At 66.8% G+C, this 14,472-nt stretch carries 13 protein-coding genes; all 13 read left to right on the top strand.

What is annotated here, in order from left to right; genetic code table 11:
* Positions 1–1,518, top strand: a 1,518-nt coding sequence (locus VMS22_06120; protein HXJ33602.1) for a fumarate reductase/succinate dehydrogenase flavoprotein subunit, incomplete at its 5' end; no start/stop codon positions are given.
* A complete protein-coding gene (locus VMS22_06115) occupies positions 1,515–2,315 on the top strand; it encodes a succinate dehydrogenase/fumarate reductase iron-sulfur subunit (GenBank protein ID HXJ33601.1) in 801 nt (266 codons plus the stop codon). The genes VMS22_06120 and VMS22_06115, both read left to right, overlap by 4 nt.
* A gap of 3 nt (positions 2,316–2,318) precedes the next feature.
* The gene (locus VMS22_06110) at positions 2,319–3,986 is read left to right on the top strand and encodes an NAD-dependent malic enzyme (GenBank protein ID HXJ33600.1); all 1,668 of its coding nucleotides are present in this window, start codon (positions 2,319–2,321) and stop codon (positions 3,984–3,986) included.
* A 25-nt stretch (positions 3,987–4,011) separates the two neighbouring features.
* A complete protein-coding gene (coxB, locus tag VMS22_06105; protein ID HXJ33599.1) occupies positions 4,012–5,025 on the top strand; it encodes a cytochrome c oxidase subunit II in 1,014 nt (337 codons plus the stop codon).
* Between the two features lie 16 nt (positions 5,026–5,041).
* Entirely contained in the window at positions 5,042–6,718 is a 1,677-nt protein-coding gene (gene ctaD, locus VMS22_06100) for a cytochrome c oxidase subunit I (protein ID HXJ33598.1), read from the top strand.
* 62 nt (positions 6,719–6,780) lie between these two features.
* Positions 6,781–7,305, top strand: coding sequence for a cytochrome c oxidase subunit 3 (locus tag VMS22_06095; GenBank protein HXJ33597.1), 525 nt, complete (start codon positions 6,781–6,783; stop codon positions 7,303–7,305).
* 51 nt (positions 7,306–7,356) lie between these two features.
* Positions 7,357–8,181, top strand: coding sequence for a hypothetical protein (locus VMS22_06090; protein ID HXJ33596.1), 825 nt, complete (start codon positions 7,357–7,359; stop codon positions 8,179–8,181).
* A complete protein-coding gene (locus VMS22_06085) occupies positions 8,178–8,918 on the top strand; it encodes a c-type cytochrome (protein HXJ33595.1) in 741 nt (246 codons plus the stop codon). The genes VMS22_06090 and VMS22_06085 overlap by 4 nt, the downstream gene beginning before the upstream one ends.
* On the top strand, positions 8,915–9,457 hold the full coding sequence (locus tag VMS22_06080; protein HXJ33594.1) for a Rieske 2Fe-2S domain-containing protein: 543 nt from the start codon (positions 8,915–8,917) through the stop codon (positions 9,455–9,457). The genes VMS22_06085 and VMS22_06080 overlap by 4 nt, the downstream gene beginning before the upstream one ends.
* Positions 9,448–10,938, top strand: coding sequence for a cytochrome b N-terminal domain-containing protein (locus tag VMS22_06075; GenBank protein HXJ33593.1), 1,491 nt, complete (start codon positions 9,448–9,450; stop codon positions 10,936–10,938). Before VMS22_06080 ends, VMS22_06075 begins: the two co-directional genes overlap by 10 nt.
* A gap of 8 nt (positions 10,939–10,946) precedes the next feature.
* The gene (locus VMS22_06070) at positions 10,947–11,819 is read left to right on the top strand and encodes a cytochrome c oxidase assembly protein (GenBank protein ID HXJ33592.1); all 873 of its coding nucleotides are present in this window, start codon (positions 10,947–10,949) and stop codon (positions 11,817–11,819) included.
* A 7-nt stretch (positions 11,820–11,826) separates the two neighbouring features.
* Complete coding sequence (cyoE, locus tag VMS22_06065) at positions 11,827–12,843, top strand: heme o synthase (GenBank protein HXJ33591.1); 1,017 nt, start codon at positions 11,827–11,829, stop codon at positions 12,841–12,843.
* A gap of 16 nt (positions 12,844–12,859) precedes the next feature.
* On the top strand, positions 12,860–14,269 hold the full coding sequence (fumC, locus tag VMS22_06060) for a class II fumarate hydratase (protein ID HXJ33590.1): 1,410 nt from the start codon (positions 12,860–12,862) through the stop codon (positions 14,267–14,269).
* The last annotated feature ends 203 nt before the right edge of the window (positions 14,270–14,472 follow it).

Below are 14,472 nucleotides of genomic sequence, written 5' to 3'. Positions count from 1 at the left end.
CCGTTCGCCCGCGACTACGGCGGGCTCCTCGAGACGCGCTCCTTCGGCGGCGTGCAGGTCGAGCGGACGTTCTACGCCCGCGGCCAGACCGGCCAGCAGCTCCTGCTCGGCGCGTACCAGGCGCTGGAGCAGCAGATCGCCGCCGGGACGGTGACGATGCACCCCCGCACGGAGATGCTCGACCTGGTCGTCGTCAACGGCAAGGCGCGGGGGATCGTGACGCGAGACGTGCTGACCGGCGCGATCGAGTCGCACGTCGCCGATGTGGTGGTGCTCGCGACCGGCGGCTACAGCAACGTCTTCTACCTGTCCACCAACGCCAAGGCGTCGAACTGCACCGCGATCTGGCGCGCGCATCGCCGGGGAGCGCTCTTCGGCAACCCGTGCTTCACGCAGATCCATCCGACCTGCATCCCGCAGTCGGGCGAGCACCAGTCGAAGCTGACGCTCATGTCGGAGTCGCTACGGAACGACGGGCGCGTCTGGGTTCCGAAGAAGAAGGGCGAGGCGCGCCGGCCGAACGACATCCCCGAGAGCGAGCGCGACTACTACCTGGAGCGGCGCTACCCGAGCTTCGGCAACCTCGTGCCACGCGACGTCGCCTCACGGGCTGCCAAGGAGGTCTGCGACGAAGGTCGCGGCGTCGGCCCGGGCGGCCACGGCGTCAACCTCGACTTCGCCGACGCGATCGCGCGCCTCGGCCTCGATGACGTCCGGGAGAAGTACGGCAACCTCTTCGAGATCTACGAGCGCATCACGGGCGACGATGCCTATCGCGTGCCGATGCGGATCTACCCGGCGCCGCACTACACCATGGGGGGCCTGTGGGTCGACTACCATCTGATGTCGACCATTCCTGGGCTGTTCGTCGCCGGCGAGGCCAACTTCTCCGACCAGGGCGCCAACCGCCTGGGGGCCAGCGCCCTCATGCAGGGGCTCTCCGACGGCTACTTCATCCTCCCCGCGACCGTGCCGGACTACATCGCCACGGCCGCGCTCGACAAGGTCGATCCCTCGCACGCCGCCTTCCGGGAGGCCGAAGAAGACGTCCGTCGGCGCACGCACGCGCTGCTCCGGGCCGACGGCCGGCGGACGGTCGATTCGTTCCACCGCGATCTCGGCCGTCTCATGTGGGACGAGTGCGGGATGGCCCGGTCGGACGCCGGTCTCCGACAGGCCCTCGCGAAGATTCCGGAGCTGCGGCAGGAGTTCCACGAGAACATCCGCGTGCTCGGCACCGGCGAGCAGCTGAACCAATCGCTCGAGAAGGCCGGTCGCGTCGCCGACTTCCTCGAGCTCGCGGAACTGATGTGCATCGACGCGCTCCACCGGACGGAGTCCTGCGGCGGCCACTTCCGCGTCGAGAGCCAGACGACGGAAGGCGAGGCCCGACGCGACGACGACAACTTCTGCTACGTGGCGGCATGGGAGTGGACCGGTTCGGGCCAGCCCCCGACGCTCCACAAGGAACCGCTCCAGTTCGAGCACGTCCACCTGGCCCAGCGGAGCTACAAATGAAGCTCAGCCTGCGAATCTGGCGGCAGGAGGACCGGAACGCGCCGGGACGATTCGTCACCTACCAGGTGGACGGCGTGACGCCCGAGATGTCGTTCCTCGAGATGCTCGACGTCCTCAATGAGCACCTGCAGGAGGGCGGCGATGAGCCGGTCGCGTTCGAGCACGACTGCCGCGAGGGCATCTGCGGCTCGTGCGGGTTCCTCATCGACGGCGTCCCCCACGGCCCGCGCCGGCACACCACCGTCTGCCAGCTCCACATGCGCTTCTTCAAGGACGGCGACGCGTTGACCCTCGAGCCGTGGCGCGCGCGTGCCTTCCCCGTCGTCAGAGATCTCGTCGTCGATCGCTCGGCGTTCGACCGCATCATCCAGGTTGGCGGCTACATCACCGCGCCGACCGGCAGCGCTCCCGACGCCAACGCCGTCCTCGTCCCGAAGGAAGCCGCGGACACGGCGTTCGACGCCGCCGCGTGCATCGGCTGCGGCGCGTGCGTCGCGTCCTGCCCGAACGCGTCGGCGATGCTCTTCACCGCCGCCAAGGTCGTCCACTTGAATTCGCTCCCCCAGGGCCAGCCCGAGCGCGACGCGCGGACGCTGAACATGGTCGCGGCCATGGGCCGCGAGGTGTTCGGGACCTGCTCCAACCACGGCGAGTGCGAGGCCGTGTGCCCGAAGGGCATCCCGCTCGAGTTCATTGCGGGGCTGAACCGTGACGTGATCCGGGCTGCCTTCCGTCGCCGTCGCGAGCCGCTCGCGATCGCCGGCGCACCGCAGCGCCCGGCCCATGAGGACGCGTAGGACATGACGAAGACAGCCGAACGAGGCCGCCGGTCGGGTACAGAGGTCCTCAACCTGCCGATCCTGAACAAGGGGACGGCGTTCACCGATGAGGAGCGGAGCGAGCTCGGACTCCACGGGCTTCTCCCCCCGCACGTCGAGACGCTGGACCACCAGGTGACGCGTGCCTACGAGGCATACCAGCGCAAGAACGACGACCTCGAGCGGCACATCTACCTGCGCGCCCTCCAGGACACGAACGAGGTGCTCTTCTACCGGCTGCTCCTCGACCACATCGAAGAGATGACGCCGATCGTCTACACGCCCGTGGTCGCTCTGGCGTGTCAGCAGTTCAGCCACATCTACCGCCGGCCGCGCGGCCTCTTCGTCTCGTACCCGTTGCGGGACTCCATCCCGACGCTCCTGCGCAACCGCCCGAACCCGGAGGTGGACGTCGTCGTCGTCACGGACGGCGAGCGCATCCTCGGGATCGGCGACCAGGGTGCGGGCGGCCTCGGCATCCCGATCGGCAAGCTGTCCCTCTACACGCTGATCGGCGGGATTCGTCCGGAGCGGACGCTGCCCATCGTCTTGGACGTCGGGACCAACAACCGCGAACGACTCGACGACCCCGAATATGTCGGCTGGCGCCACGAGCGCATCACCGGGCAGCCTTACTTCGACTTCGTCGATCAGTTTGTTCGGGCGATCAAGCAGGAGCTTCCGGGGACGTGTCTGCAATGGGAGGACTTTGCGACCCCACACGCCCGGCCGATTCTGCAGCGCTATCGCGACGAGTTGCTGACCTTCAATGACGACATCCAGGGGACGGCGGCCGTCGGCCTCGGCGCGGTTCTGGCCGCAGTGAAAGTGAGCGGCAGGAGTTTGAAGGATCAGCAGATCGTCATGCTCGGCGCGGGTTCGGCCGGCATCGGCGTCGCCGATGGGTTGCGAGCGGCGCTGACGGGCGAAGGGCTGTCCGACCAGGAGGCGCGTAGCCGGTTCTGGGTGGTCGACAAAGACGGTCTTCTGCATTCGGGGCGACAGAACCTCACCCCGGAACAGAGGATATATGCCCAGCCGGCGGACCGCGTGTCCGGATGGCCGCGAACTTCGACGGGCCAAGTGGGACTTACTGATGTGATCGGAAAGATCGAGGCGACCATCCTGATCGGTCTCTCCACCGTGGGAGGGGCGTTCACGGAGACGGTCGTTCGTGAGATGGGGCGCAAGGTCCAGCGGCCGATCATCTTCCCGCTCTCGAATCCGACCACCAAATCGGAAGCGCAAGCCGCCGATCTGATTCGATGGACCGACGGGCGCGCCCTGGTTGCGACGGGTTCGCCGTTTGCCCCTGTCAGCCATGGCGGGCGCACGATTCCGATCGCCCAGTGCAACAACGTCTACATCTTCCCGGCCATCGGCCTTGGAGTCGTCGCGTCCGGCGCCTCGCGCGTCACCGATGCGATGATGCTCGCGGCGGCCCGGGAGCTCGCGGCGAATTCGCCGGCCCTCAAAGATGCTTCTGCGTCGCTGCTCCCGGCTTTGACCGACATTCGGAGGGTGGCGGCGGAGATCGCCGCGGCCATTGGTCGGGAGGCACAAAGGGCCGGGCTCGCTCCGAAGATGTCCGGGGACGAGCTTCGCCGGCGCGTGGCAGCGGCGCAGTGGGCGCCTGCCTACCGGCCTTGAGATGGCAAGCACGGCGAGACGTGCAGTGGCGGCCTTGGCCGCTCTGCTTTCTCCGACGGCCCCCTCGGGGGCATCGGCGACGCAGCCGCTCAGCCCGACCAGCATCTTCGCTCCCGTCTCCACGCCCGCCGACTCCATCTTCGAACTGTCGCTGTTCGTGCTGGCGGTGACCGCGGCCATCTTCGTGACCGTCTTCGGCCTGCTGCTCTACGCGGTCGTACGGTTCAGGAGAAAGACGAACGACGACGGTACCGAGCCGCCGCAGGTGTATGGCAGCTACGAGGTGGAGCTGGCGTGGACGATCATCCCCGTGCTGATCGTCGTGGCGCTGTTTCTCGCGACCGCCCGCATGATCGCCAGTACCCAGCACCCGGCGAAGCCACGGAACGCCCTCGACGTCGTCGTGATCGGTCACCAGTACTGGTGGGAGTATCGATACCCGGCGTTCGACGTCGTGACCGCGAACGAGCTGCATGTGCCGGTCAGCGACGCGGCGGACCCGGCGCCGACGTTCCTGACGCTGCTCTCCGCCGATACCGACCATAGCTTCTGGGTGCCGCGCCTGGCCGGGAAGACCGACCTGATTCCGAACCACCCCAATTCGATGTGGATCGACCCGCACGAGACCGGACTCTACCTCGGTCAGTGCGCGCAATATTGCGGAACGCAGCACGCCAAGATGCTCCTGCGCGTTTACGTCGACTCGCGCGAGGACTTCGACCGCTGGATCGAAGCGCAGCGGCGACCGGCGCAGGCCGACGGCGCCGTCGCACGCGGTCGGGACGTCTTCGAGACGACTGCCTGCGTGAATTGTCACGCCGTCGCCGGCACCGCTGCCGGAGGCCGCTTCGGCCCGGATCTGACGCACTTCATGAGCCGCGACACCATCGCGGCGGGCGCGGCGGCGAACACGCCGGAGAATCTCCGGCTGTGGATTCGGAACCCCGACACCCTCAAGCCCGGATCGCTGATGCCGGCGATGAACTTGAGCGACGCGGACGTGAACGCGGTAGCGGACTACCTGGAGTCCCTGCGTTAGCGTGGAGAGGCCCTCGATGACGACCGCCTCGATCCCGTGGATGCAGAGCGACGTGGCGCGGCGTCCGCTCGTCGAGAGACTGCACGACTGGGTCACCACCGTCGATCACAAGCGTCTGGGCATCCTGTACGTCGTCTATGCCCTCGTTCTTCTCGTGGTCGCGGGAATCGAGGCGGCGATCATGCGCATACAGTTGATGGCGCCGCACAACGACTTCGTGTCGCCGCAAGTCTTCAACCGCATGTTCACGATGCATGGCACCACGATGATCTTCTTCGTCGCCATGCCCCTCGTGTTCGGGTTCGCCAACTACCTCGTCCCGCTGATGATCGGCGCCCGGGACATGGCGTTCCCGCGGCTGAACGCCTTCAGCTTCTGGCTCACCGCGTTCGGAGGAGTGCTGCTGCACTTCAGCTTTCTCGGCGGCAGCGGCCTGTACGGCGCGGGCACGGCGCCGGACGTAGGATGGTTTGCATACGCACCGTTGACCGCGAAGACCTTTTCGCCGGGACACAGCACCGACTACTGGACGCTGGCGCTGCTGGTGTCGGGTTTCGGCAGCATCGGAACCGCCATCAACATCCTGACTACCATCCTGTGCCTGCGGTGCCCGGGGATGACCCTCGGGCGAATGCCGCTGTTCGCGTGGCTGAGCCTCACCATGGCGGGACTGGTCATCCTGGCCGTGAGCCCGCTCTCCGCGGCGCAGATGATGTTGCTCGTCGACCGCTACCTGGGCGGGCACTTCTTCGACACGCAGGCGGGCGGCTCGGCGGTCATATGGATGCACTTCTTCTGGGTCTTCGGCCATCCGGAAGTGTACGTGCTCGTGATCCCCGCCTTCGCCGTCGTGTCCGAGATCATCCCGGTGTTCTCGCGCAAGCCGATCTTCGGCTACCCGGTCATGGTGGCGGCCACGGTCTGCATCGGGTTCATCTCCATGAGCGTATGGGCGCACCACATGTTCACGGTGGGCATGAGCCCCGCTGCGAACGGGTTCTTCGTCCTGTCGACGATGGCGATCGCCGTGCCGACCGGGATCAAGATATTCAACTGGCTCGCGACCATGTGGGGCGGCACGATTCAGTTCCGGACGCCGATGCTGTTCTGCACGGGCTTTCTGTTCCAGTTCCTCATCGGCGGGCTCACCGGCGTCATGCTGGCTTGCGCGCCGTTCGATTGGCAGCTGGGGGGGTCGTACTTCCTCGTCGCCCACTTTCACTACGTCATCGTGGGCGCGATCCTCTTCGCGCTCTTCGGTGGGTTCTACTACTGGTTCCCGAAAGTCTCCGGCAGGATGTGCAGCGAGACGCTCGGCAAGCTGCACTTCTGGCTATTCCTCATCGGCTTCCACTTGACGTTCGACTGCATGCACGTACCCGGGATTCTCGGCATGCCGCGCCGGATATACACCTACGAGCCCGGGCGCGGGTGGGACGCGTGGAACCTCTGGGTGACGATTGGTGTGGTCTTCCAGGGGCTCGGCACGCTGGTGTTCGTCGGCAACCTGGTCTGGTCCTACTTCGAGGGGGACAGGGCCGGCAGCGATCCCTGGGATGCGTGGACGCTCGAGTGGTCCACGGAATCGCCGCCTCCGGTTTACAACTTCGCGGCGCTGCCGGTCGTGCGCAGCCGGCGGCCGCTATGGGATCTCAAGCATCCTGAGGATCCCGATTGGAAGTACGAGCAGTGATCGGCGCCGCGGCAGTCCCCGACACGGTCGCATGGCCCCTTCCCGACCGGGGTCGCGTCGCCATGTACGGGCTCATCGCCGCGGAGGCGGCGATCTTCACGATCTTCGTCGTCGCCTACCTCTTCTACGTGGGCAAGAGCCTGGTGGGTCCTCTGCCCAACGAGGTCCTGCACGCCCCGGTCTTCCTCACGATCTGTCTGCTTTCGAGCAGCCTCACCATCCACCGTGCGGTGGCCGCGCTGCGCCGCGCGAGGATGCGCACCTTCGAGCTGTGGTGGGCCTTCACCATCGCGCTCGGAGCGGTGTTCCTCGGCGGCACTGCCCGTGAGTGGCATCACCTGATTTACGATCAGGGTCTCACCGTCCGCACGAACCTGTTCGGAACGTCGTACTACTCATTGGTCGGCTTGCATGCGTTTCACGTGACCGTCGGCCTGCTGGGGCTCCTGACGGTGTTGCTTCTCGGACTCGGCGGACGTGTCGGCCAGGAGCATACCGAGCGCCTGGACGTGTTGTCCTTGTATTGGCACTTCGTCGACGCGGTCTGGATCGTCGTCTTCACCGTGGTCTACGTCATCGGGCGGTGAGGCAGGGACAGGTGAATGGCCACTGACGCACCCACGAACGCCCGGGCAGGAATGCCGAACACCCTCGAAGTTCCTGCCCCGACCGCATGGCCGCTCGTGCTCGCGTTCGGCACCACGCTGCTGTTCGCCGGACTGGTGACGAACGAGTCGCTCAGCGTTCTGGGTGCCCTCCTCATGATCGCGGGCGCCGTTGGCTGGTTCCGAGACGTGCTGCCGCAGGAGGCACACGACGTCGTGCCCGTACGGCCGGAACTGCCGGCGGCGGTGACGTCGCGGCGCAACGTGGCGCGCATCGAGCTCGCCGGCGAACTGCCCCGCGCGTGGCTGCCGCTGGAGACCTATCCGGTCTCGGCGGGCATCAGGGGCGGTCTGGCTGGCGCCGTCGCCATGGCCGTCTTGGCGATGCTGTACGGGCTGCTGAGCCAGCGCAGCGTCTGGTATCCGATCAATCTGCTCGCTGCCGGCTTCTTCCCGGCCGCAGTAACGGCGAGCACGGAGCAGCTCGCCGCGTTTCATCTCAATGCGTTCCTCGTCGCGGTGCTGATTCACCTCCTGACGTCTCTGCTGGTCGGGGTGCTCTATGGCGCGATGCTGCCGATGTTACCGCGCCGGCCCATTCTGCTGGGAGGCTTCATCGCGCCGCTGATGTGGTCCGGCCTCCTCTACAGCGCGCTCGGCATCATCAATCCGGTGCTCAATGCACGGATCAACTGGCTCTGGTTCGTGCTGTCGCAGGTGGGATTCGGGGTCGTCGCGGGCATCGTCGTGTCTCGGCACGAGCGCGTCCGTACCTGGCAGCGCCTGCCGTTCGCCGTGCGCGCCGGTCTCGAAGCGCCCGGGCTGATGCATGAACACCCGGAGGATCGAGGGGAATGAGCTATCGGGTCCTTCTGCTCGCCGCCCTCGTGAGCACGGCCTTCGGGTGCGACGGTGCGCCTGGACGCCCGGCGGCGGACTCCGCAGTGGTTGCGCCCAACAAGGTCGTCGACTTCGGCCTGCTCTACGCGACGAACTGCGCCGGATGCCACGGGGCGAACGGCAGCGGGGGAGCGGCGATCGGGTTGGCCGACCCCGTGTATCTCGCCATCGCGGACGACGCGACGATCCGCCGTGTCACCAGCGACGGTGTTCCGGGAACCGCCATGCCGGCGTTCGCGCAGGGCGCTGGAGGTCTGCTGACCGAGGAGCAGATCGACGCCATCGTGAAGGGCATCCGCGCGCGCTGGGGCAAGCCGAACGTCCTCGGCGATGCGGACGTTCCGCCCTACGCTGCGCCGGCGGCCGGCAATCCCGCGCGGGGCGCGGACGTGTACGCCCGCTATTGCTCTTCGTGTCACGGTGCCGACGGGCGCGGAGGACAGCGCGCCGGCTCGATCGTCGAGGGTACGTATCTCGCCCTGGTGAGCGACCAGGGCTTGCGCACGACCGTCATCGTCGGGCGGCCCGAAATGGGCGCTCCAGACTGGCGGGGCAACGTGCCGGGCACACCGCTGTCGTCCGAGGATGTCTCCGACGTCGTCGCTTGGCTGGCGGCGCGACGGCCGCGGCTTTCACGACCGGACTCGAGTAGCCGAGACGCGCGTGAGGCGTTCACCGTGGGAGGACTTCAATGACCGTGACCGAGGGACTGTCGCGACGGGCGTTGCTCGTCAGGCTTGGGGTCGGCTTCAACGTGCTCGTCGCGACGCTGATGGGCGTACCCATCGTGCGCTACATCCTGTCCCCGCTCACGCGTGAGCGCCGGCCAGGATACGAGGCGTGGCTCTCACTCGGCTCTCTCGATCAGTTCCCCCAAGGTCAGACGCGTTTCGCGACCTATCGCAACCCGGTGGTGAACCCGTGGGACGGCGAAACGGGGACAATCGCCTGCTGGGTGCGCCACGTTGCAGGTGACGACTTTCAGGTCTTCGCCGTCAACTGCGCGCACCTCGGGTGCCCCGTCCGTTGGTTCCCGCAATCCGACTTGTTCATGTGCCCCTGCCACGGTGGCGCGTACTACGCGGACGGCTCGCGCGCCTCCGGACCACCGGACCGTGGCTTGTTCGAGTATCGCTACAAGATCGAAGCGGGAAATCTTCTCATCAAAGCCGGTGAACTCCCCACGCCCGGGCGCCTGGCGGCCGTCGCCGCGGAGAAGCCGTCGTGCGCTTGATCCAGCGTGTAAGCGAGTGGCTCGATCAGCGCCTCCAACTCGCCGCCCCCATCCAGGCGACGATGGCGCACCCGATCCCGCGCCAGACCGCGAGCTGGTTCTACGTGTTCGGCAGTGCCGCGCTGACCGTTTTCGTCCTGCAGATCGTCACCGGCATTCTGCTCGCCCTGGTGTATGTGCCGTCGGCGGGCGAGGCCTGGAACAGCCTGCAGCTCCTGAATCACGAAATCTCCATGGGCTGGTTCATCCGCGCGCTGCACGGATGGGGCTCGAATTTCATGATCGCCATCGTCCTCATTCACATGGTGCAGGTCTTCCTCTTCGGGGCATACAAATTCCCCAGAGAGTTGACCTGGATCGTCGGCGTCCTCTTGCTCCTGATGACGCTCGGCATGGCGTTCACGGGGCAGGTCCTGCGGTTCGATCAGGATGCCTATTGGGGACTCGGGATCGGCGCGTCGATCTCCAGCCGGGTCCCGGTGCTCGGGCCGTGGCTGGTGAACCTGTTGCTCGGCGGTCCGATCATCGCGGGCACGACGCTGTCGCGCTTCTTCGCGCTGCATGTGTTCGTCATCCCCGGACTGCTGATCGCATTCATTGCCGTGCATCTGCTTCTGGTGCTGAGGCTCGGCGTCAACGAATGGCCGATGCCGGGGCGTGTCGTGCGCCGCGCGACGTATCTCCAGGAGTATCATCAGCTGACGCATGGCGCGCAGGGGGTGCCGTTCGTCCCGGCCGCCGTGTGGAAGGACATCTTCTTCTCCGGCTGCATGCTGCTGTCGATTGCCGCGTGCGCTGCAATGCTCGGCCCCTTCGGTCCAGGCGGTACGCCCGACCCGACGATCATCCAGACTGCGCCGCGCCCCGATTTCTTCTTCTTATGGCTCTATGCCGTGTTGTCGTTGCTCCCGCCGTCGCTGGAAACTCCCGTGTTGTTGATCGGACCGGCGATCGTGCTGCTCGTGCTGCTTGGACTTCCCTTCGTGTCCGGTGAGGGCGAGAAGAGCTGGCAGCGGCGCCCGATCGCGGTGCTGACCATCCTGCTCGTGGCGGTCGCGCTCGGGACCTTCACCCATCTGTCCGGTCATGCACCGTGGAGTCCGGCGATGGATGCGTGGAGCAGCGACCCGATTCCTCCGCGATATCTGAAGGGCAGCACGGCGCTGGAGCGGCAAGGAGCGCTCGTGTTTCAAGTCAAGCAGTGCCACAACTGCCATGCGCTGGACGACCGCGGCGGGCAGCGCGGACCGGCGCTCGATTCCGTCGCCGTCCGGCTCACGCAGGATCAACTGATCCGCCAAGTCATCCAGGGCGGCGGCAACATGCCCGCGTACGGAAAGAACCTGAGCCCTGCGGAGACCACGGCGCTCGTGGCGTTCCTCGAAACACTGCATCCCGCCGGGCAGTCGCCGGCACGCGATGCCTCTCGGGCGGTCGCGCTGAGCACGGGCGGGGACGGAGCGTCCTCGCTGCGGCCGTAGGGTCACCCATGGTGCATCCGGTCCACGCGACATGCGAGATGCCGGCGACACTCTCGGCGGCTCTCGTGGCGTTGGTGTATGCGCGCGGCTGGTTTCGCATTCGGGGAAGGGTTCCGAGCGCGATGACGGTTCGGCAGCTCGGTGCCTTCGTGATCGGACTACTGTCGGTGTGGACCGCGATCGGGTCTCCGCTCACGGCATTCCATCATGAGCTCCTCTCGGTTCACATGGTGCAGCATGTCTTGCTGATGGCGGTTGCGCCGCCGTTGATCCTCATCGGCGCGCCGGCCCTGCCACTTCGGTACGGACTGCCCTGGCGTCCGGCTCGCCGCGCGTTCTGGCAGGTCCTCCGTTCGCTACGCACGAGATCGCTTCGACGGCTCCTCACGAACCCCGTGGTCTGTTGGCTCGCCCCGGTGGTGGCCCTGATCGGATGGCATGTTCCCGCCGCCTTTGAGCTGGGCGTGCGTTCGCGCTGGTGGCATGACGTCCAGGCCGCGAGCTTCTTCGCGACGGGGCTCTTGTTCTGGACGCCAGTCGTCCAGTGGCGGAGGAGTCCGGCGACGACACCGCGCTGGTCGATCCCCTTGTACCTGTTCGCGGCGACCTTGCCGTGCGACGCGCTGTCTGCGTTTCTGGTATGTTGCGACCGCGTCGTATACCCCTCCTACCTTTCGGCCCCGCGGCTCCTGCACGTTTCCCCCCTGGGCGACCAGGAGTGCGCCGGCGCACTGATGTGGGTGTCCGTCACGCTCATTTACGTGGTGCCGGCGGTCGTGGTCACGCTCCAGATCTTATCGCCGCCGCGAATGTACCCGCGCCGCGTAGTACGTGGGATCGCGTTGCGCTGGTCTCGTGCAGCGGAACCACAGGTCGGCTGAGATGGCCATGACCAGAACCATTGCGGCGACGGCGGGCACGGTAGGCACAGCACGCATTCCGAGGGTGCGCCCGTGGGTCGCCGTCGAGTATTGGACATTGACCAAGCCGGAGGTGAACGTCCTGATCGTGGTCGCAACCGGCGCGGGCTTCTACCTGGCCTGTCCGACCTACGTCGACGCCTTCCCGGTGATGCGATGCCTTCAGGCGGTGCTGGGTACTCTGCTGGTGGCGGGCGGCGCCGCAACGCTCAATCAGTACGTCGAGCGGCGCTTCGATGCGCGGATGCGGCGAACGGCGCGGCGGCCCTTGGCTGCGGGCCGGTTGGCTCCGGCGGCGGCCTTGCGCTTCGGCGTCGTGCTGACGGTTGCGGGTGCGCTGTATCTTGCGGCGGCCGTCAACACACTGACGAGCGTGCTCGGCGTGTTCACGGTGGCGACCTACCTTGCCGTCTACACGCCGCTGAAGCGGAAGACGCCGCTCTGCACTCTGCTGGGCGCGTGTTCGGGCGCCATGCCCCCAGTGATCGGGTGGGCGGCCGCGTCGGGACGGCTGAGCGCCGAGGCGTGGATACTCTACGGCATCCTGTTCCTGTGGCAGTTCCCGCACGTCATGGCGATCGCCTGGATGTATCGTGAGGACTACGATCGCGCCGGGTACGTGGTCCTTCCGGCTGGCGCGCGCCGAGGCCGTTTCATGGGGTGGCAGTGCGTATTGCCGGCGGTCGTCTTGTTCCCGGTGAGCCTGATGCCAACGTTCCTCGGTCATGCGGATCGAGCGTACCTGCCCGGAGCCTTCCTGCTCACCTCGGGGCTTGCCTGGTACGCAGCCCAGCTGGCGCTTCGGAGATCGAACGCGACGGCACGTCGCCTGCTATTCGCTTCGATCATCTACCTTCCGGCACTGCTCATGCTGCTGATGGCTGAGAAGACGTCGCCTGCGTTGGGCGCCGCCGGACACGACGTGAATGGAAGATGTGGGACCCTCCATGAAAGACCACAACCACGAGATCACCACTCCGCCTGAGCAGGAAATGAGCCCCATGAACCAAACGGCGTCCGGTTTCCGAATCGAAGAGGACGCGCTCGGCAACGTGGAGGTGCCGGCCGATCACCTGTGGGGCGCCCAGACGGAACGGTCACACCAGAACTTTCCGATCGGTGTCGACCGCTACCGCTGGGGCCGCCCCGTCATCCGCGCGCTCGGCATCCTGAAGAAGTGCGCGGCGCTCGCCAACGGCGAGCTGGGCCAGCTGCCGGGCGAGAAGGTAGACCTCATCGTCCGCGCCGCGCAGGAGGTCATCGACGGGAAGCTCGACGGCGAATTCCCGCTCGTCGTGTTCCAGACCGGGTCGGGCACGCAGACGAACATGAACGCGAACGAAGTGATCGCGAATCGCGCGATCCAGCTCGCCGGTGGGGCGGTGGGGTCGAAGAAGCCGATCCATCCGAACGACGACGTGAACCACAGCCAGTCGTCCAACGACACCTTCCCGACCATCATGCACATCGCCACGGTCGAGCAGCTCGCTGGTGTGCTGACGCCCGCGATCCGGACGTTGCGGGACACGCTGGACGCCAAGGCCCTACGGTCCTCGAGCATCGTCATGGTCGGGCGGACGCATCTCCAGGACGCCACGCCGCTGACCCTCGGCCAGGTGATCTCCGGCTGGGTCGCGCAGCTCGATCAGGCGCTCGAGGGGATCGACTGCGCCCTGCCCGGCGTGTGTGCGCTCGCGATCGGTGGCACGGCGGTCGGCACCGGGCTCAACGCCCACCCACGCTTCGGCGAGGTGGCCGCGCGGAAGATCGCCGAGGAGACGGGCAAACCCTTCGTCTCGGCTCCGAACAAGTTCGCTGCACTGTCGGCGCACGATGCGATGGTGAACGTCAGCGCCGCACTCCGGACGCTCGCGGGCGCGCTCATGAAGGTCGCGAACGACGTGCGCTGGTACGCCTGCGGGCCCCGCGCCGGATTCGCAGAGCTCCGGATTCCGGAGAACGAGCCCGGTTCGTCGATCATGCCGGGGAAGATCAATCCGACGCAGTGCGAGGCGCTGACCATGGTCGCCGTGCAGGTGTTCGGGAACGACCATGCGGTGGCCTTCGCGGGGTCGCAGGGGAATTTCCAGCTGAACGTGTACAAGCCGGTCATCCTGCACAATGTCCTCGCGTCGACTCAATTGCTGGCCGAAGGTGCGCGCTCGTTCAACGACCGTTGCGCCGCCGGCATCGCCCCGAACGAACGGCGGATTCGCGAGCACCTCGACGGCTCACTGATGCTCGTGACCGCGCTCAACCCGCACATCGGCTACGAGAAGTCGGCGCAGATATCGCTCAAAGCCTACCGCGAGGACCTGACGCTGCGCGCCGCCGCGCTGAAGCTCGGCTTCGTCACGGCGGAGCAGTTCGACGAATGGGTACGGCCGGGGGACATGACGCACCCGCTCTGATGAAAGCCCCCCCCGCGGCGGGCGACTTCACGCGCCCCCACACCTACCCGACCGGGAGCCCCTCACAAGGTTGTGGCCCATGCAGGAATCTGGGAGAGAAGGGCTCCGCTATGGCGCGAATCGTTCGCCCTCGACCCTGACGACTGCCGTGCCGGGGCCGTTTGGCTGGATGCGTGTCCTGATGCCCCCGCTGCTGGTCGCGG

This window comes from Candidatus Eisenbacteria bacterium (assembly GCA_035577985.1).
GTDB lineage: Bacteria > Desulfobacterota > Binatia > DP-6 > DP-6 > DATJZY01.
This window is presented reverse-complemented; position numbering and strand designations above follow the sequence as displayed.